General features: G+C 49.5%; 16 protein-coding genes and 1 pseudogene. 6 read left to right on the top strand and 11 right to left on the bottom strand.

Annotated features, from left to right (window positions below; all coding sequences use genetic code 11):
• Nucleotides 1-137 precede the first annotated feature (137 nt).
• From Q7V32_RS20435 to Q7V32_RS20405, 7 genes and pseudogenes are all read right to left on the bottom strand, one after another.
• Nucleotides 138-224: pseudogene (locus Q7V32_RS20435) on the bottom strand (arsenate reductase ArsC); the annotation flags it as partial.
• 132 nt (nt 225-356) lie between these two features.
• Nucleotides 357-1,532 carry an ACR3 family arsenite efflux transporter gene (gene arsB / locus Q7V32_RS20430; RefSeq protein ID WP_304898809.1) on the bottom strand — a complete coding sequence of 392 codons (1,176 nt, stop codon included), beginning with the start codon at nt 1,530-1,532 and terminating at the stop codon, nt 357-359.
• Nucleotides 1,533-1,641: 109 nt separating this feature from the next.
• The gene (arsA, locus tag Q7V32_RS20425; protein ID WP_304898808.1) at nt 1,642-3,426 is read right to left on the bottom strand and encodes an arsenical pump-driving ATPase; all 1,785 of its coding nucleotides are present in this window, start codon (nt 3,424-3,426) and stop codon (nt 1,642-1,644) included.
• A gap of 11 nt (nt 3,427-3,437) precedes the next feature.
• Complete coding sequence (gene arsD, locus Q7V32_RS20420; protein WP_304898807.1) at nt 3,438-3,794, bottom strand: arsenite efflux transporter metallochaperone ArsD; 357 nt, start codon at nt 3,792-3,794, stop codon at nt 3,438-3,440.
• Between the two features lie 16 nt (nt 3,795-3,810).
• Nucleotides 3,811-4,290, bottom strand: coding sequence for an arsenate reductase ArsC (locus tag Q7V32_RS20415; RefSeq protein WP_304898806.1), 480 nt, complete (start codon nt 4,288-4,290; stop codon nt 3,811-3,813).
• Between the two features lie 32 nt (nt 4,291-4,322).
• A complete protein-coding gene (locus Q7V32_RS20410) occupies nt 4,323-4,661 on the bottom strand; it encodes a helix-turn-helix transcriptional regulator (protein ID WP_304898805.1) in 339 nt (112 codons plus the stop codon).
• Between the two features lie 507 nt (nt 4,662-5,168).
• The gene (locus tag Q7V32_RS20405; protein WP_304898804.1) at nt 5,169-6,020 is read right to left on the bottom strand and encodes an ABC transporter permease; all 852 of its coding nucleotides are present in this window, start codon (nt 6,018-6,020) and stop codon (nt 5,169-5,171) included.
• Nucleotides 6,021-6,451: 431 nt separating this feature from the next.
• Between Q7V32_RS20405 and bioA the strand changes: the two genes are divergently transcribed.
• The 3 genes from bioA to uvrA all read left to right on the top strand — a co-directional run bounded on the left by bioA (nt 6,452) and on the right by uvrA (nt 13,731).
• Nucleotides 6,452-7,756, top strand: coding sequence for an adenosylmethionine--8-amino-7-oxononanoate transaminase (bioA, locus tag Q7V32_RS20400; RefSeq protein ID WP_304898803.1), 1,305 nt, complete (start codon nt 6,452-6,454; stop codon nt 7,754-7,756).
• A gap of 6 nt (nt 7,757-7,762) precedes the next feature.
• Complete coding sequence (locus Q7V32_RS20395) at nt 7,763-10,600, top strand: calcium-translocating P-type ATPase, PMCA-type (protein ID WP_304898802.1); 2,838 nt, start codon at nt 7,763-7,765, stop codon at nt 10,598-10,600.
• 308 nt (nt 10,601-10,908) lie between these two features.
• Nucleotides 10,909-13,731 carry an excinuclease ABC subunit UvrA gene (gene uvrA, locus Q7V32_RS20390; protein ID WP_304898801.1) on the top strand — a complete coding sequence of 941 codons (2,823 nt, stop codon included), beginning with the start codon at nt 10,909-10,911 and terminating at the stop codon, nt 13,729-13,731.
• Nucleotides 13,732-13,737: 6 nt separating this feature from the next.
• Here uvrA and Q7V32_RS20385 read toward each other — a convergent pair whose 3' ends face one another.
• From Q7V32_RS20385 to Q7V32_RS20375, 3 genes are all read right to left on the bottom strand, one after another.
• Nucleotides 13,738-14,064, bottom strand: a complete 327-nt coding sequence (locus Q7V32_RS20385) for a hypothetical protein (protein WP_304898800.1) — start codon at nt 14,062-14,064, stop codon at nt 13,738-13,740.
• 120 nt (nt 14,065-14,184) lie between these two features.
• Nucleotides 14,185-14,871 (bottom strand): rhomboid family intramembrane serine protease, encoded by a 687-nt coding sequence (locus tag Q7V32_RS20380; RefSeq protein WP_304898799.1) that lies wholly within the window; start codon nt 14,869-14,871, stop codon nt 14,185-14,187.
• Complete coding sequence (locus Q7V32_RS20375; RefSeq protein WP_304898798.1) at nt 14,868-15,752, bottom strand: hypothetical protein; 885 nt, start codon at nt 15,750-15,752, stop codon at nt 14,868-14,870. Before Q7V32_RS20375 ends, Q7V32_RS20380 begins: the two co-directional genes overlap by 4 nt.
• Before the next feature lie 364 nt (nt 15,753-16,116).
• Between Q7V32_RS20375 and Q7V32_RS20370 the strand changes: the two genes are divergently transcribed.
• Nucleotides 16,117-17,457 (top strand): DEAD/DEAH box helicase, encoded by a 1,341-nt coding sequence (locus tag Q7V32_RS20370; protein WP_304898797.1) that lies wholly within the window; start codon nt 16,117-16,119, stop codon nt 17,455-17,457.
• Nucleotides 17,458-17,685: 228 nt separating this feature from the next.
• Here Q7V32_RS20370 and Q7V32_RS20365 read toward each other — a convergent pair whose 3' ends face one another.
• Nucleotides 17,686-18,300, bottom strand: a complete 615-nt coding sequence (locus tag Q7V32_RS20365; protein WP_304898796.1) for a DUF938 domain-containing protein — start codon at nt 18,298-18,300, stop codon at nt 17,686-17,688.
• 63 nt (nt 18,301-18,363) lie between these two features.
• On the opposite strand from Q7V32_RS20365, the gene Q7V32_RS20360 reads away from it, so the two are divergent.
• Together Q7V32_RS20360 and Q7V32_RS20355 are read left to right on the top strand one after the other, a co-directional pair.
• A complete protein-coding gene (locus tag Q7V32_RS20360) occupies nt 18,364-19,497 on the top strand; it encodes a GNAT family N-acetyltransferase (protein WP_304898795.1) in 1,134 nt (377 codons plus the stop codon).
• Between the two features lie 66 nt (nt 19,498-19,563).
• Nucleotides 19,564-19,911, top strand: coding sequence for a transposase (locus Q7V32_RS20355; protein ID WP_304898794.1), 348 nt, complete (start codon nt 19,564-19,566; stop codon nt 19,909-19,911).
• Nucleotides 19,912-20,055: the final 144 nt, after the last annotated feature.

Here is a 20,055-nt window from a genome sequence, read left to right as displayed (position 1 = left end):
TGCTGAGGAGCTAAAGAGTGCGATTGAGGCCTTTATCGTAAGGCATAATCAGAAGGCTCAACCTTTTAAATGGCGCCGAAGAGAGGTACAGGGTAGTCAGATAAAAAATACAATAGCTAATTTACGCAATTAAACACTAGCTTATTAAATGCTGCTTCCGCCATGATACTGCGGGCCGAGTTGCCGGTACATAAAATAAGAACGTTATAAACTTTGTTATTCATAAAAAGCCTTTTAATTTATAAGCGTATAGGGGGTCAATTTCATCAGATGTTTCTGGTCGCTATTTGATTAGCCTGGGTTGTCGGAGGCATTGAAGGCCATCACCGCTCTGGCATTGGTTTGCTGATGTAAAGTCAAGAGCGCTCTTCACCGAACCAATGTTGAGTACGTTTGCAAAAACCGACCAGCGCCAGCATCAACGGCACTTCGATCAATACGCCGACCACGGTGGCGAGCGCAGCGCCGGACGACAGGCCGAACAGCATGACGGCCGTGGCGATGGCGACTTCAAAATGATTGGAGGCACCGATCATGGCCGAGGGCGCGGCGTTTTCGTAGGAAAAGCCCCACAGCTTGGCGGCCAAATAGGTGATGGCGAAAATCAGGATGGTTTGGATCGCCAAGGGAATTGCAATCCACAATATCGTCAGCGGATTGGCGGTGATAACTTCGCCTTTAAAGGAGAACAGCAGCACCAGTGTCAACAACAAGGCGATGATGGTGATGGGGGTTAATACATGCAGGAATTTTTGCTCGAACCAGTCCAGGCCTTTATGCGCGATGATCCAGCGCCGCGAATAGAACCCGGCGACCAGTGGCAAGGCCACGTAGATGCCGATGGACAACAGTAAGGCTTCCCAGGGCACCGGCAATTGGCCCACGCCCAACAAAAAGCCACCGATCAAGCCATACAGAAACAGCATCGCCAATGAGTTGATCGCCACCATCACCAGAGTATGTCCGGCATTGCCCTTGGCCAGATAACCCCAGACCAGCACCATCGCGGTACACGGCGCCACGCCCAGCAAAATACAGCCGGCCAGATAGCTGCGCCATAACGGTACTTGCAGCATTTTGACGCCGTCTTGCAAAATAACGGTGCCGGAACCGTATTCACTGCCGACCGGCAAATCCAGACCAAACGGCATTTTCACCAAGTCCACCGCGTCGGCGCCAAGCAACGATTGAAACAACACGCCCAAGAACAAATAGGCAATGCCGTACATCGTGAACGGTTTGATCGCCCAGTTGACGATCAAGGTCAGGCTGACCGGCTTGATGCTTTTGCCGGCTTTCACCACTTCGGCAAAATCGATCTTGACCATGATGGGGTACATCATGAAAAACAGGCAGATTGCGATAGGGATAGAAACGACCGGCGCGCCGTTGACGTTGATACTCATGCCGTCCAGGGTCTTGGCGAAATTCGGCGCGAAAGCCCCCAGCAGAATGCCGCCGGCGATACACAAACCGACCCAGAGCGTCAGGTAACGTTCAAAAAATCCCATTGCGTGTTGTTTGGCTGTCATGGTGTTGTCTCGTCTGTTTTGTAGTAAAGATTTCGCTAAAAATAACGTCACCCTTCGAAAGGGGATCGAGGGGAGAATTACTAAAAGCCGATAGGTCTGTGCAAGCGTTTCAACACAGTCGCTCCGGATCTTGATTGATCAAGGGTTTGCTTAGCGCCGACAAGCGCGCGAGACCAACCGGTTCATGTCGGAGTAGCGGCACCACGGCATAGCGTCGGGCATGCTGACTGGCGACGGCAGTGATTTCCCGCAGTTCATTGGCGGCCCGCTGCCGTAACAAGAGCGACCTGGTTTTACTGACGGCGACGCTGGAATTGATGATCCAGGCCCAGGCTTCGATACCGGCGCGTTTCAAGTCGGCTTGAAGATTGGCGGCTTCCAGAACCGGCGTGGTTTCTGCCAGTGTCACGATCAGCACTTTGGTGTGTTTCGGGTCTTGCAGCCGCATCAACGGTGTGGCGACAGGCAGGCCGCTAGTGTCCATTTGCCGGCTGATTTCCCGGTGATAGGCGCCGGTCGCATCCAGCAGCAGCAAGGTATGGCCGGTGGGGGCCGTGTCCATGACGACGAACTTTGTGCCTGATTCGCCGATGATGGCGGAAAAGGCCTGAAACACCGCGATTTCCTCAGTGCAGGGCGAGCGCAGATCTTCTTCCAATAAGGCGCGGCCTTGCTCATCCAGCTTGGCGCCCTTGGTTTCCAAAACATGCCGGCGGTAACGTTCGGTTTCCAGTTGCGGATCAATGCGGCTGACCGTCAGATTGTCCAACGCCTCATTCAACGTGTCTTCCAAGTGGGCCGCCGGATCCGATGTGCTCAGGTGCACCGGCAATCCGCGCTGGGCCAATTCCACCGCAATGGCAGCGGCCAAGGTGGTCTTGCCGACACCGCCTTTGCCCATCAGCAAGATCAGGCCGTGTTGGTCTTTGGCGATTTCGTCGACCAGTTCGGACAGGTTGGGCTCATCGAGTTCCAGCGGCGAATCGATGGTGACTTCAGTCGTTGTGGCTGTGTCGTCGAATAAGTGCCGTAATGCGGGCAAGCCGACCATATTGAAAGGTTTGAGCATCACGCAGTCACGGGGGAGTGCTTGCAAACCAGAGGGAATTGCATGCAGGGCGACTTGTTCGCGCTCGTGAATGGCTGTGGCCAAAGGATCAGACTCGGTTTCACTCTGCGGCAAGATGCCGTTGATGACCAGATGTTGTTGCGTTAAACCAATCGCCGCCAGTTCTTCATGAGTGCGGGCCACTTCGCGCAAGGTGGCTTGCTGAGCGCGCGCAACTAAAATTAACCGGGTGCGCTGGGCGTCTGCCAAGGCGTCGACGGCAGCTTTGTATTGTTCGCGCTGTTTTTCCAGGCCGGCTAAAGGCCCCAGGCACGACGCATCGCCCTTCCCGGCTTCCAGAAAACCGCTCCAGGCACCGGGCAGTTGTAACAAGCGAATGGTGTGGCCGGTCGGCGCGGTATCAAACACGATGTGATCGTAACCTGCCGTCAGGGTGCTATCGGTTAACAGCACAGTGAATTCGTCGAAGGCCGCTATTTCGGTTGTGCAAGCACCGGAAAGCTGTTCTTCTATGCCTTTGACGACCGTTTCCGGCAACAAGCCGCGCACCGGGCCGACGATACGGTCACGATAAGCCTGAGCGGCGGCTTGCGGGTCGATCTCCAAAGCGGCCAAACACGGCACGGAAGCTATTTCGGTAATCCGGTTACCGATGGTGATACCGAACACCTGGCCGACGTTGGAGGCCGGGTCGGTGCTGACCAGCAACACCTTGCTGCCGGCATCGGCCAAACAAATGGCCGTGGCACAGGCGATCGAAGTCTTGCCGACACCGCCTTTGCCGGTAAAGAACAAAAAGCGCGGCGGTCGATCGAGGAAGTTCATAGGGTAAGCCTTTAGCAACACTTGCTGCCGCTGCAACAGCTGGACGCTTCTTTCTCTTCTAAAGTGTTGATTGCAGCCCAGCGTGTCAATTCATTGCGATTAGGATAGCGACCGGCCAGAGCCACTTCTCCGTCGACCAGAATCAACGGTAAGGCTTCCGCGCCGGAACGTTCCAAAAAGCCTTTGACGACCGGGTTTTCCGCAAACACCATCGGTTCTTGCGCCAGGTTGAAACGCTCGATGTGTGCGCCATTTTGCTTGGCCCAATCCAGGTCGGAAGAAAAATCGACCAATTGCTGATCGACGTCCACTCCGCAAACGCCGGTGCTGCAACACAAAGCCGGATCGAAAATTTGAATAGTGCTCATAAAAAACTCCCAAAAATCAAGGTACCAAGGTGCCGATGCGATCCAGTTCGGCTTTCAGGCGGGCCGGATCGTGCTTCAGCTCATCCAGCGGCAAGGCCAGAAAGGTTTCGATGCGGTGCCGTAAAATGCCGTAAGCGGTCTCAAAAGCGGCTTTGATTTCGGCTTCCGAGCCTTCCGCGTGCGCCGGATCTTCTACGCCCCAATGGCTGCGCATCACCGGGCCGAGATAAGCCGGACAGGTTTCGCCTGCGGCGTTACCGCAAACGCTGATGACGATGTCCGGCGTAACCGGCAGGTCGTTCCAGGATTTGCTGTAATAGCCTTCGATGGAGATACCTTTTTCTTGCAGCAAAGCCACAGCCCCGCTGTTTAAACGACCGATGGGCTTGCTGCCGGCACTGATGGCATGCCAACCCTCAGGTGCCAGATGGTTGAAAGTGGCCTCGCCCATTAAAGAACGGCAGGAATTACCGGTACATAGAAATAAAACGTTCATAGTGGATCTTTCTCGAGTGTAGATGGAAAAAATCAGTCGCTAGTGCAACACGTCGATGCCTCACCGGCATCGAGACAAAGCTCAGGGTGACCTGTGCAGCATTCGGCCGTCAGATAATCGATCAGCGACTGCATGACCGTTAAATTGGCCCGGTAACGGAGGTAACGGCCTTCTTGAGTCACATTGACCAAGCCGGCATGCGTCATCGCTTTCAGATGAAAGGACAAGTTCGTCGGCGGCAAAGTCAATTCAGTGGCAATTTCCCCGGCAACCAGGCCGCTCGGGGCATGTTTAACCAATAACCTGAACACATCCAGGCGAATGCCGGAGGACAGGGATTCAAAAAGTACGGTGGCGAGTTCTTTATTCATGATCTTACTCTACAACTATAGTTGAATTATGTAAATAAAATTTCTTAATTCGTATTACGTGCTCTTCATTTAGAGGCCATGTGTATCTGGGATCTATTTGGGGGGTGAATCTGTATCAAGCACTGAGTCTTGTGATTTTCATGTCGCATAGCTTGGATATAAAGGCTGGCCCGCATGATGCTTGCAGACGGTTAACCAATAAATTTACGAATCTGATGAGGTTATATAAGAAGTGGAACAAAAAATATTTCACCTTGGTGGGCCCTACTCTACTGGTGACTGACAATGCACCCATTCATCCCGGTTATGAATTTAAGGGCAATCTTGACCGACTTTTGCGCTATTACTTATCGATGCCAAGCGTGTTGTACGATTATCCACCTCTTTGAAAACGAGAGGCTGGGTGGGAGTTTTTAATAAATCCCCCTCGATCCCTTTTTCAAAGTGGGAAGTTATTTGTAGCGATACCCTCGTGGTCTCCACGGGAAATCCGGAAGGGCCTCTTTTTTATGCCCGTTCAGCAATGCGGGGAAGTGTGATGTAAAACACCCGCCAGCCCAATAAAAAAAGCATTATGGCTATTCCCGCTGCAACCGGTAATGCTGTCATTTGGCTTAAAGTCTGTCCGGCCAGCAGTTCCTGAGTAGCAATGACCAAAGGACTGAATGGGTTAAGCGTATTAACCAAGACAAACGGTTCTCTAATCGGGGGAGGATACAGGATCGGCGCTAAAAACATGCCGAACGTCAGGATCATACTGATTGCATTACCCGCATCGCGAAACACCAAGTTAAGTATGGCCATGAAAAAACCGATACCGAGAGCCATCATAATAACCAAAATCAATATCAGGGGAATCGCTAAAGCCTGTATCGAAGGCAGATATCCGTACCAGATAAACACTGCAGTGATGGGTAACAACCTGATCAGAAAATCAATGCCCGCCTGCCCAACTGAAGCAAACACCAGGGCTTCTTTGGTAAAATTGATTTTTGTCACCAATGAACCGGCATTGACCAGACTGTTGGTGCTGCCCACCAGACAACTGGAAAACAATTGCCATACGGACAGACTCCATAATGCATGCAGGACATAAGGCAAACTGGTTTCCCCCATGTCAAATACACGGTGTTTAGCCAAAAAAGTAAATAGGGCTACTGTGACAATTTGCGGCAGTACTGCCCAGACATAACCCAGTAGGGATTGCCGATAGCGGACGGAAAAATCTCGTTTCATCAACCTAAGGATGAGTTCCCTGCTTTGCCAGACAGATTTGACCATGATGACCCAAACTAACAGACCGGACTGACGTCGTGCGTTGGGTGTATAGACGGTGATGATTTCGTGTTGTTTTTCCATTTAAGGCAATGTTCGTATATCAATTCAGTTTCTTGTTTAGTTGCCGACAGAATACAACTCAACTTGTACCGCTTAAATTCAAAGTGCCATGAGTATAGTGCGAGTCTTCTATTTAGCCTATGCTAAAACGATCCTGTAAACCGTGAACAATTAATTAACTGTATCTGCTCACCCCCTCCAATTATAGTGGGTGTAGGTGGTTGATTGAAAAGGCTTCTGCAACAGGGATGTTGCAGAGAGCTACAGGGACGTATTGATGCGTCCTTTGAAATCAAGCACCTACACCCTTAATTCAAAGCGGGCGAGTAGTTACAATTAACTTATCCTTTGTACGTCTGGACACTCACTTTTCCGTTAATTAGCGGTAAGATGATCACCACACTCAACTTGGTTGACCTTAAAGCCGGCTTTCCACTGTTCTCTCATAAGGCATGACACTAAATCTTACTTCAGTTGACTCGATGTTGGCTTTCGATCGTCAGCATATCTGGCACCCCTACACGTCCTTGACTGCTCCGGATCCGGTTTATGCGGTTGAATCTGCTGAAGGCGTGATGCTTAAACTAACAGATGGGCGAGAATTGATCGACGGCATGTCTTCCTGGTGGGCCGCGATTCATGGTTATAACCACCCGCGTTTGAATCAGGCAGCCACCGATCAATTAAACAAAATGTCGCATGTCATGTTTGGCGGCATCACACATTCTCCGGCGATTGAACTTGCACAGCGTTTGATTGAGATGACACCTGAAAATCTTGATGCGGTCTTCTATTGCGATTCCGGCTCGGTCAGTGTAGAAGTGGCTCAAAAAATGGCGATTCAATACTGGCAGGCGCAGGGAAAAAGTCAAAAACACCGGTTTATTGCATTGCGCGGCGGCTATCATGGCGATACATTCGGCGCGATGTCGGTCTGCGATCCGGTCACCGGCATGCATCATTTATTTGGTGAAGTGGTGCCCAAGCAGTTGTTTGCGCCTCGCCCTGCATGCCGTTTTGAAGCCGTTTGGGACCCTGAAGATACGGATCAACTGGAAGCGCTGTTAGAAGCAAACCACGACTACTGTGCAGCACTGATTCTGGAGCCTGTTGTTCAAGGTGCAGGCGGCATGTGGTTTTATCACCCCGATTATCTGAAGGCTGCGCGCGAAATTTGCGACCGATATCAGGTTCTGATGATCGCGGATGAAATTGCCACAGGATTCGGACGCACCGGCCGTTTGTTTGCTTGTGAGCATGCCGATATTTCACCGGATATTTTATGCATTGGAAAAGCGTTGACCGGCGGCTATTTGTCATTAGCGGCAACGCTGACCAGCCAGGCTATCGCACAAGTGATTTCCAATGGTGAAGCAGGGTGCTTCATGCATGGCCCCACTTTTATGGGTAATCCTCTGGCTTGCCGGATTGCCTCGGCCAGCATCGATGTGCTGCTGGAATCAGACTGGCAAGCCAATATAGCAATGATTGAATGTGGCTTAAAAAAAGGCCTGTCACGTTGCCGAGATTTACCAGACGTCAATGACGTAAGGGTTTTAGGCGCAATCGGGGTTGTTGAAATGCGGGAATCGGTCGCTGTCGCGAAAATACAGGCACGACTGGTGGAGTTGGGAGTATGGTTAAGACCATTCGGACGATTGATTTATCTGATGCCTCCCTTCATTATCAGCGCATCTCAACTTGAATCATTAACCTCTGCGGTGTATAGCGTTATCAGTGAAGGCGATACGGCATAAATACTTATGAATGAATGGCTTGCTTACTTTAATAATCTAAATCCGGAAACTCTAAAGACTATCGCCATCCTGGCATTAATACTTGCAGTTGGACTCACCTGTCTCTTTCTAGTCAGGCGTCAACGGAGTAAACAGCATCTAAACCACCCCCCTCAACCAAGTCCCGCCTCACTCGATTGGCATACCCTGACAAGCAACGAAGTATTTAAACGCCTTGAGGCTTCTGCTCAGGGTTTATCGTCAAAAACCGCAGACGAACGCTTGATCAAATTTGGCCCCAATCAACTGACGGAAGCGTCAAAAGCGTCGATTGGCTACCTGTTAATATCCCAATTTAAAAATTTTCTGATCATTGTCCTGATCTTTGCGGCCGTGTTAGCAGCAGTGATGGGGGATATCAGAGATGGGCTGGTCATCCTGACTGTTGTGCTGATCAACGCATTTTTGGGCTTTTATCAGGAATACCGCGCCGAACAATCGCTGGCCGCGCTCAAAAAAATGCTGGCGTTAAAAGCCAGGGTCAAAAGGGATGGGCATATTCAGGAACTGTTCGTCACTCAATTGGTACCCGGCGATTTAGTGCTTTTGGAAGCAGGCGATAAACTCCCTGCTGATGGGCTCATCGTCCATGCTCATAGTCTGGAAATTGACGAATCTTCATTAACCGGTGAATCCATTCCTGTCGCCAAACAGGCCGGCAAGCTGGAAAAAAGGGATAGCCCTCTTTCCGAACAAAGCAATCGGCTGTTCATGAATACCGTCGTCACTCACGGCCGGGCGGAAATGATAGTCACCGAAACCGGCATGCAGACCGAAATCGGCCGAATAGCAGGCCTTCTGGCTGCCCCGTCCGAAAGTTCAACGCCTTTGCAAGTCCAGCTTGATAGCTTGGGCAAGCGGTTGGCGTTTATTGCCTTGGTGATTATTTTACTTTTATTCGCCAGTGCGCTGCTTCGCGGCGAACCTTTAATCAAGACCGCGTTTACCGCCATTGCACTGGCAGTGGCCGCAATTCCCGAGGGCTTACCGGCAGTTGTAACCGTCACTCTGGCTTTAGGCATGCACCGGATGGCCCGGCAAAAAGCTATCGTTAAACGTCTGGCAGCCGTCGAAACGCTGGGCTGCACGACAGTTATTTGCAGCGACAAAACCGGCACGTTAACGCATAATCAAATGACGGTAAGAGCGTTACATTACCAAGACAACCACTATTGCGTGAGCGGCCAAGGCTACAGTTTAACCGGCGAAATCAAGCTGGACAGCGACTGCGTTCCTGTCGACTTTGCCCCGCTGTTAAACGCATTGGTATTGTGCAATGACAGCCAACTGCGAGAAGGTCAAGTGATAGGCGACCCCATGGAAGCCGCTTTGCTGGTCTTGGCGGCAAAAGGCGGACTGGATAGCGCGGCAGTTAAATCGCAATTCAAAAGACTGGCTGAAATACCCTTCGATGCGGCTAACAAGTTCATGGCAACTTTTCACCAACAAGGTGAACGGGTCGTGGTCTTTATAAAAGGCGCGCCCGAAATACTGTTATCGCATTGCAGCTATCAACTGAATGCGTCAGGCTCCAAGAACCCGGTCGAGCATGCCAAAATCATCAATGCAAATGAACGGATGGCCGCGACAGGGCTGCGCATACTCGCCGTCGCCACGACCGATATTGCTGCTGCAGACTTTAATCCACAAGGTGATTTACTGAGCCACATCAATAATCTCGGTTTTATCGCCTTGATCGGATTAATGGACCCGCCCAGAAAGGAAGCCAGAGAAGCAATTGCTTTGTGCCGCAAGGCAGGAATCAAGGTCAAAATGATTACCGGCGATCAAAAAGTGACGGCAACAGCCATTGCTGATGAATTAGGTCTCAGCGGCAACGTAATGGATGGGGATGAATTAGCGAAACTGGATAATGAGGCATTAGCTGAACAAATCGAACATATTGCGGTATTTGCCCGCACCGCTCCCGAACAGAAAGTGCGTATAGTGACCGCCTTGCAAGAAAACGGTGAAGTCGTTGCAATGACCGGTGATGGCGTCAATGATGCACCCGCGCTCAAACATGCCGATATCGGAGTAGCCATGGGGATCAGCGGTACCGATGTTGCGCGCGAATCCGCGTCAATGATTCTGACGGACGACAATTTTGCAACCATTGTCAGAGCCGTTCAGGAAGGCCGCAGCCTGTACGAAAACATGATCAAATTTATACGCTATCAGTTGTCGACCAATATCGGCGCTATATTGACCGTTGCCGCAGCGCCGTTACTGAGCCTGCCGGTGCCTTTTTCGGCGATTCAGTTATTGTGGATCAATATTATTATGGACGGTCCGCCTGCCATTGCTTTGGGAATCGATCCATCCCGGCCCGCCTGCATGAACGAGCCCCCTCGCCCACCCAAGTCCCGAATTTTGTCGTTGCCGCGTTTTGGCAATTTATTCAGTTATGGTCTCACTATGGCTTTTGGCACATTGGGCATTTTGGCTTACAGCCTGCAAAATAACGATAAAAGTCATGCCATTACGCTGGCTTTTACTACTTTTGTGCTGTTTCAGATATTCAACGTGTTTAACGCCCGCTCGGAAAATCGCTCGGCACTTAACCGGCAATTTTTCATGAATTACATGCTCTGGCTGGCTTTGGTTTGCGTCGTGTTATTGCAAATTCTGGTGGTGCATTGGCCACCCGCGCAACTCATTTTTCATACCGTGCCGTTGACATTAAACGACTGGCTTTTGGCTACCGGCATTGCCGCGTCAGTATTGGTATTGGAAGAAACGCGAAAACTGCTGCAACGCTGCGTTTCGGTAATCATAAAGTGCAAACCGAAAAAGAGCAATTAGCGCGAATGACAGAGTAATTTTGCCGGAAGGAGCCGAGAAAATCAGGTTATAAGGATGTGAAAGGCCAACGCCATCCATGGTTTCTGGACTCCAGTAATCCGTGCCGGGGCGACGCCAACTATTAACGAAAACAAAGCCTTCTCCAACAGGGATGGGTTTCATTCGTACATTGAAATCAAGCACCTGCACCCAATAAAATGGGGGCAGATGAGCCAATACCCATTTAAGTTGTTCAAGCTATGTCCTTAGTTTTGAAATAAGCGGTAATAAGCCTTATAGTACTGGGCTGCTTTATACAGAGACACTTAATGGACACCATCAGCATCCGCGGCGCTAGAACTCATAATCTCAAAAATATCGATCTGGATTTACCTCGCGACCAGCTTATAGTGATTACCGGCCTTTCAGGCTCAGGCAAATCTTCACTGGCTTTTGATACGATTTACGCTGAAGGCCAGCGGCGCTATGTGGAATCGCTCTCTGCCTATGCCCGTCAGTTTCTTTCGATGATGGAAAAACCGGATGTCGATCACATTGAAGGCCTGTCACCGGCCATATCCATCGAGCAAAAATCCACATCGCACAATCCGCGTTCCACCGTCGGCACTATTACCGAAATTTATGATTATCTGCGCTTGCTGTATGCCCGGGCCGGAACCCCGCGTTGCCCCGAACATCAGGTTTCGCTGGCCGCGCAAACGATCAGTCAAATGGTCGACACCGTTTTGGCCCAGCCCGAAGGCCAGCGCTGGATGTTGCTGGCGCCGGTAATTAACGATAGAAAAGGCGAACATCTGCAATTATTCGAGGATTTACGCTCGCAAGGCTTTATCAGAGCCCGCATTGATGGCGTGGTTGTCGACCTGGACGATTCACCGGCGCTGGATCCGAAAAAGAAACATACCATCGAAGTCATCGTTGACCGATTTAAAGTCCGTGAAGATATCAGCCTGCGTCTGGCCGAGTCCTTTGAAACCGCGTTACGCATCGCCGAAGGCATTGCTCTGGCAGTAAGCATGGAGGAAGGTGATACTACCACCCTGCTCTTTTCCGAACGCTATGCCTGCCCTCATTGCGGTTACAGTCTTACCGAACTCGAACCCCGCATTTTTTCGTTTAACAACCCGAAAGGCGCGTGCCCCGGTTGCGACGGCTTGGGCGTCAAACAACATTTTGATCCGCAATTGGTGATTCATAATCCGGAAATCAGCCTCGCAGGCGGCGCAATTCGTGGCTGGGACAGACGCAACGGGTATTACTTCCAAATGATCTGTTCACTGGCCGAGCATTATGGATTCGATCCGGAACAGCCTTATCAGGAATTACCGGAAACCATACAAAACATCTTGCTGTTCGGCAGCGGCCAGGAGGTCATTCATTTTAAATTTATGAATGGCCCCCATGGTCACCAAACCCGGAAATACCCGTTTGAAGGCATTATTGCCAACATGGAACGCCGCTATCATGAAACTGATTCGCAAATGGTTCGGGAAGAGCTGGCTAAATACCTGTCCCAAAAACCCTGTAATACCTGCAACGGCGCGCGCCTGAATTTGGCAGCGCGCAACGTGTTCATCAATGAACTGCCCTTGCATGAAGCCACCCGCTTTCCGATACGCAAATCGCTCAGTTTTTTCGAATCGCTTGATCTGCCCGGCAAACGCGGCGAAGTTGCTGCCAAAGTCGTCAAGGAAATCGTCGAAAGACTGGAATTTCTGGTCAATGTCGGACTGGATTACTTAACGCTGGATCGCAGCGCCGATACCCTCTCAGGGGGAGAAGCGCAGCGCATCCGGCTGGCGAGTCAGATCGGCGCAGGCCTGGTCGGGGTCATGTATGTATTGGATGAACCGTCCATAGGCCTACATCAACGCGATAACGAACGCCTGCTGAAAACCTTATTCAGGCTCCGCGATCTGGGCAATACCGTGATTGTGGTGGAACATGATGAGGACGCCATCCGCGCCGCTCAGCATGTTGTGGACATTGGACCGGGCGCGGGCGTACACGGAGGGGAAATTGTTGCGCAAGGTACGCCGGATGAAATTATAGCCAACCCGTCATCATTGACCGGTCAATATCTGGCCGGTATTCAAACCATAGCGATTCCCGAAACGACGACGCCGGTCAATCCAGATAAAAAAATCAACATTTGCAACGCACACGGCAATAACCTGAAGCAGGTCAACATCGAAATCCCGGTCGGATTGCTGACTTGCGTAACAGGAGTTTCCGGCTCCGGTAAATCGACACTGATCAATGACACGCTCTACCGCTTTGCCGCCCGCGCCATTAACCGCGCCGGCACCTTGCCGGCACCTTGCGACAATGTGGAAGGGCTTGATTTTTTCGATAAAGTTATCGATATCGACCAAAGCCCCATCGGCCGCACGCCAAGATCCAATCCTGCCACTTACACCGGTATTTTTACACCCATACGCGAGTTGTTTGCCGCCACACAGGAAGCGCGTTCACGCGGTTACTCACCCGGCCGGTTCAGTTTTAATGTCAAAGGCGGCCGCTGTGAAGCCTGCAAAGGCGATGGCGTTATCAAGGTGGAAATGCATTTTCTGCCCGACATTTTTGTCAATTGCGACAATTGTGGAGGCAAACGATATAACCGCGAAACACTGGAAATTCGTTATAAAGGCAAAACCATCAGCGAAATATTGAATATGACCGTAGAAGATGCTGCGCACTTTTTCAGCGCGGTGCCGATGCTCGCACGAAAACTGGACACACTGACTGAAGTGGGATTGAACTACATCACGCTGGGGCAAAACGCAGTCACGCTGTCAGGCGGCGAGGCGCAGCGGGTTAAATTGGCGAAGGAATTGTCAAAACGGGATACCGGAAAAACCCTTTATATACTCGATGAACCGACGACCGGCCTGCACTTTCATGACATCAAGCAATTACTTAAAGTACTGCATACCTTGCGAGATCACGGTAACACGCTGGTGGTTATCGAGCATAACCTCGACGTCATCAAAACTGCAGATTGGGTGATTGATATGGGGCCGGAGGGGGGCGATGGGGGCGGAATGCTAGTAGCCCAAGGGACACCTGCCGAGATATGCAGGCAGGATAACTCCCATACAGGCTACTATTTGAAACGTTTTTTTGAATAATGCAGTTTATGATTTGACGGAGTCGGCTATGGCGTTAAACGCTTCGACTTTTGCTTTACCCAGCGTAATCAATTCAACGCCCGTGTCCACAACCAATTTGCACAAACCAGGGGTTTTATAGACGATAAGGCCCAGATAGCCAACAGCGGGAATGGCGATAAATGCAGAGATAAAGCCATTTAGACCAATCAGGCTAAACAACTTGATCAACATGACAATAGCGTCCAAAGGCAACAACACCATCGCACCAAAGTAAACGATCACTACAAATACAAAGACTACAAACACAATAAACTGAAAAAGTCTTACAAGCCCAACATTTAATTTATTCATTTTTTCTATTCCCAGGCAGGATCGAGTAACCTCACAAGCCAGCCAAATCTGACTTTCATTGCATGAAAGGCGCTAATTAAAAGGGGTGTATTATACATAAAAGCGATTTTATTTCATGCATTATTGCGGCGGCGCTTTTTTTAGAAACAAGCGGTACAAAAGCCCTCCGGCAATAAATCCGCCTAGGTGCGCCCACCAGGCAACATCTGCCGCACCGCCTTCAAAGATGACAGAGGTGGTCCCTTTGTATAACTGAATAATCACCCACAATCCCAGAAAACCGATGGCCGGCACATGGATAATGATGGGCAAAAAGAAAATCGGCACCCACAAAATCACTCTTTCCATTGGATAAAGAAAGAAGTAAGCGGCCAAAACGCCGGCAATCGCCCCGGAAGCCCCTACTACAGGAATCGCCAGCATAGGATCGAAATACCATTGCATCGCAGTAGCCAGCAAGCCACAGAGCAGATAAAAGTTCAGATAATTGACCTTGCCCATACGATCTTCGACGTTATCGCCAAAAATCCACATAAACCACATATTGATAATCAGATGAGACCAACCTCCGTGTAGAAACAGATTGCTTATAAACGAAAAATGGTAATCATTCGGCAAGCCAAAATGCGCCGCCCAATCCGGATTGCCGTATCTCAAAGGCACCATGCCGTATAAAAAGAGCAAACGGTTACTTTGCTCGAACGGCATCAGTTTCATCGCAATAAATATCACGATGCATATCGCCATCAGCGTCCATGTGACATAAGGTCTTGAGTTGCAGGGAGCGGTATCTCTGATAGGTATCATCGTTTAATTACTCTGATAGATTTTCTAAAATTCAACAAAACATCAACAATCCCAACCGTTGCCATACCAAAAATAACATAGTGCGGCATGACAAAAAATAACAGATATGGCGGCCAGAGGTAGTATTTATTTTTATCCTGAGCCGCTACGGTGTAATGAAGAACCGACATACCTTGAAAAAAGAAGGCAACCGCAAAAATCAGAATCAGATCATTCGCCAACCTTTCTTTGACTAACATGGCCAACAGAACGACCACACCCATTGATAATAAATGAGTCCAGGAAAATTTGATTTGATTGAATTCCCTGCCAAACCCGCCCGGGTTATAAAGACTTGCCTGCAGCCAGCGACCGATAAATACTGATGAGCTGATCGCAAAGGCAAACAACATTCCGATCAGTCCGTTCATTAACAGCAGGGTACCACTTTGTACAAAGCCGTCATAATTGGCTTCTTTAACCCCTTCCACCGCAATTTTGAGCCAGTCCGACCACCATTGAACGGCATTGCCGGAGGCAAACTGAACGAATAGTGCCGTAATCACCGCAAATATCACCGCCAAAAAAACAGCCATCGACTGCGATTCGGTCACTTTAAGCGTTTTGGCACACACAACGACCGGACCCAGCAAAAACAAGATCAACGGATATTCCAGACCGGGCCTTGGCACCACAAATTGCTGACTGATCAAAACGATCAAAACGGTCACCGATAAAACAATAATCCATTCAAGGTCTTTTCGCGTCAGTACGCAAAGAGCGATCACACCGCTACTGATCAAGCCCAAAGGCAACACATATTGAGACAAAGCACCCAGCATACCGGCAACGGCAATCGCCTGAAATGGGCCCTTGATGACAAAGCTGGCTAACAATTTCATACTGACACTCCTGTCGTTATTTATTATCAAAAGGCAAAGCGTTTAGGCTGAAAACAAAATTAAACGTGCATTAGCTTATCACTGAATCCATCAGGCACAATTCAGGTCTTTGACAAGTTGATAATTCATGCTTCAACGCGTAACATGAGCCACTTTTACGCAATAAGCTTTACACGGCTTTTGTTGTTAATTGCCCGATTAAAAAGAGCTAACACTTGACCTGATCATTGCCTATGGCACGGCATGCTTAAGCCAGGAGCATGGCTCAGACCCTAACGAAAGGCATCCTAAGTTCTGGGGCTCTAAACATCACTGTTGTTTCTGTTTTAAAGTCCCTCATTCAATCGAATTCCTAACACTATCTATGCAAAATATTTCCGATACGACGTTATCGCCTGTTACCTTTTTAAATTTCAATCTTGATGATTGCCTGTTAAAAGCCACTGAGCAAATGGGTTTTAAACAAGCGACCGAAGTACAGGCGCACTGCATTCCTGCAGCGTTGGAGGGTAAAGACCTCTGGGTAGCCGCAAAAACCGGCAGCGGCAAAACCGCAGCTTACCTCTTGCCGCTGTTGCAACGTTTGATCAATGAACGGCTTAATACTTTAGGCGTCAGTGCCCTTATTCTTGCACCTACCCGGGAATTGGCCCGGCAAATCCATAAACAATGCCAGCTGCTGGCCGAGTTTACTTCAATTACCTCCGGCTTGATTACTGGTGGCGACGATTTTAAAAAACAATCCGGACTGTTCCGTAACGATACCCATATCGTCATCTCAACACCGGGTCGTTTGCTGGAACTGATCAATGAAGGCTCCGCCAATCTCAATAACATCAGCGTGCTGGTCGTTGATGAAGCCGATCGCATGTTGGAAATGGGTTATGGCAATGACCTGGTCAACATTGTCGAGCAATGCAACAAAACGCGTCAGACCTTGTTTTTTTCAGCGACACTCAATCCAAATTTAAAAGGCGTCGCCCGAACCATTCTGAACGACCCTCAACCTATTTATCTCAACGGCATTCAGGAAATCCACAGCCAGATTCATCAGCAAATGGTGCTGGCCGATGATTTTGATCACAAACAGAAATTACTCATCTGGCTGCTCAGTAACGAAACCTATGGCAAAGCACTGGTGTTTGCCAACACCAAAATCAACGTCGACAAACTGCGCGGCCCGTTGCGCGGCCATAGATTAAGAGTCGGCAGCCTGCATGGCGATATGGACCAGAGCGAAAGAAACAAAGTGATGAATTTCTTCCGGGAAGGCGTCATCACTATTCTGATTGCCACCGATATTGCCGCCCGTGGTCTGGACATTGAAGGCGTCGACCTGATCATTAATTTCGATCTGGCCCGCAATGCCACCGATTATGTTCACCGCATCGGCAGAACAGGACGCGCAGAAAAAGAAGGTGTAGCCATTTCACTGATCAACTCAAGGGAATGGAACCAGCTTGCCGGAATTGAACGTTATCTAAATCAACGCTTGACCCGAAGAACCATAAAAGGCATGGAAGGCCACTATACCGGCCCGAAAAAACTCAAATCATCCGGCAAAGCCGCCGGAACCAAGAAAAAAGACACGACACCAGAGAAAAAGCCGGTCAAGAAAGAGAAAGTGCGTTTGCGCGATAAGAAAAATATCGGCAAACGGCGCAAACCCAGCGCAGTCGAGACATCAACTGAAACCAAATCCTAGCTGGCAGCACGAATGCAGCTCAGCGAAATCGGTTATTTCCACGACCGAATGGCGGAATATCCCAGCAATTCCCAGTTTGACACCAAAGAAGGGGGCAAGGTGAGTTTGGCTAGGATATCGATAGCAGGATCGCTATCGTCAAGCCCCCATGGATGGGTTCACTGCGTGCCTCGCCAGACTTACCTTGCCCCTAATTAACGCTAAAAAGCTCAAACTGGGAATATCCGGTTAAGCTGCATCCAAACGGCTTTTCTGAAACACCAGCAGCCGGTTGTTAGCGGGCATCGCATGATCTTCGACAAGATTTAATCCCGCATTTTGGGCTTCTGCCACAACCGCCTCGAAATCCCGGATACCGCTTAATAAATCCCGCGCTTTAAGCGACTGATCGAAAAATTCATTACTGGCACTGGTGTATTGGCCGCTGTAGTTAAAAGGTCCATAAATACAGACGGTAGCGTCCTCGGCCAGCAAGCCTTTCAAGCGGACAAACAATACCGTCACTTCCTGCCAGGACATGATGTGCAGGGTATTGGCCGTAAACAAGGCATCAATAGAGGTGCATGGCCAAACTGCATCATTCACATCCAGCATTACCGGTGACTTGAGATTACTCAAGCCCGATTGTGTTATCCATTGCTCAATACCGGGCAAATACTCCGCCCTGTCAGTCGGTTGCCAGTTCACATGCGGCAGATGGCCTGCGAAATAACACGCATGCTGACCTGTCCCGCTGCCGATTTCCCATACGGTAACCGGCTTGACGAATATCTGCCGCAATACGTGCAAAATAGGACCTTTGTTATTCTCACAAGCCTGCGAGAAGGGTTTAGGCTGATTCAAACGCAAATGCTCCAAAAAGTGATAATCTCTAACTTACTCCGATTGAACCCGTCAGTTTTAAAGATGATTGTAAAACAGCTATCCAGCCTCAGTGAAATCGATAAAGACCAGTGGAACAGCCTGACCGGTTTCACTTACCCGTTTCTGCGTCACGAATTTCTGAACGCATTGGAACAATCCGGTGCCGTCTGCGCGCAAACCGGTTGGGAACCCAAACATCTGCTGGTCTATGAAAATAATGAACTGATCGCACTGATGCCGCTATACCTTAAACATCACTCCCAAGGCGAGTATGTGTTCGACCATCAGTGGGCTCAAGCTTATCAGCAACAGGGGCAAGACTACTACCCAAAATGGTTGACCGCGGTTCCTTACTCACCCTGTCAAGGCCCCCGAATCATCATTCAGAATCCAGCCAACCCGACTGAAGTCCTTGCCTTACTGATTGCTTTCATACAGGAACAGTCCTCGATACAAGGTATTTCATCCTGGCATTGTCTGTTTCCCGTCAACGATCAAGCCGAATTGCTGAGTGCAGCCGGTTTACTGATTAGATCAGATGTGCAGTTTCATTGGCATAATTTGGGTTACCGGGATTTTGCCGATTATCTGGAGCGTTTTTCTTCCGCCAAACGCAAGCAGGTCAAACGCGAACGGCGCCGGGTAGACGAACAAGGTATTGAATTTCTGCATCTGCCGGGCCGCGAGATTACCGAATCACAATGGACGGCTTTTTACCTGTTTTATCAAATGACGTACATCAAACGCGGCATGCGGCCTTATTTACCGCTGGATTTTTTTCTAACCATTGCGGCCACAATGCCGGAGAATTTATTACTTATCCTGGCCATTAAAGACCAGCGCAATGTCGGCGCAGCATTAAGTCTACTCGGCGAAACGACACTTTATGGCCGTTATTGGGGATGTTATGAAGAGTTTAACAGCCTGCATTTTGAGGCCTGCTACTACCAAGGCATCAATTATTGCCTTCTTAATAAGCTGAGCCATTTTGATTCCGGCGCCCAGGGCGAACACAAAATCGCCCGGGGTTTCGAACCGGTTTTGACCCATTCCGCACACTGGCTGCAAAACCAGGAGTTCGCACAGGCCATTAAGCGATTTCTCGATCGCGAGCAAAAACACATAGAACAATACCGTGATTACGCACAAACCCTGCTGCCGTTTAAACAAACGTAGCCTGGATGGAGCAAAGCGGAATCCGGGCCGAATCCATGTCCACCAAAAAAACGTAAAGGTCTAGTTATGGTTTTATACCGACGAAATCGAATTGAAGGTGGAACGTATTTTTTCACGGTCACACTGAGAAATCGTCAATCGGATATTCTGGTACGGCATGTTGAACTTTTGCGAGAGGCTTTTCGTTCTTTAAAGAAGCAACATCCTTTTACGATTGATGCAATTGTGATTTTGCCGGATCATCTACATACAATTTGGACGCTTCCCAAAGGTGATGCCGATTACTCAGGACGATGGAGAGCCATCAAAGCCCAATTTACTTTTCAACTCAAAAAAACCGGGTTAACTTTGACTCGGGATAAACGCGGTGAGCATCAATTATGGCAAAGACGGTTTCATGATTATAAAGATTAATCGGCTCTGTCAAAAATCGTCATCTCGGCAGGGATTGCCGAGATCCAGATGCCATGGATGGCAAGCACCGAACACATCCTTGTACTCTGGATTCCGGCAATCCCTGCCGGAAAGACGTTGTTGCTGAAGCATCTTTATAATCAG

This window comes from Methylicorpusculum sp. (genome assembly GCF_030651835.1).
Lineage (GTDB): Bacteria > Pseudomonadota > Gammaproteobacteria > Methylococcales > Methylomonadaceae > Methylicorpusculum.
The sequence above is the reverse complement of the archived record's forward strand: the minus strand, read 5'-3'. Positions and strand labels throughout refer to the sequence as shown.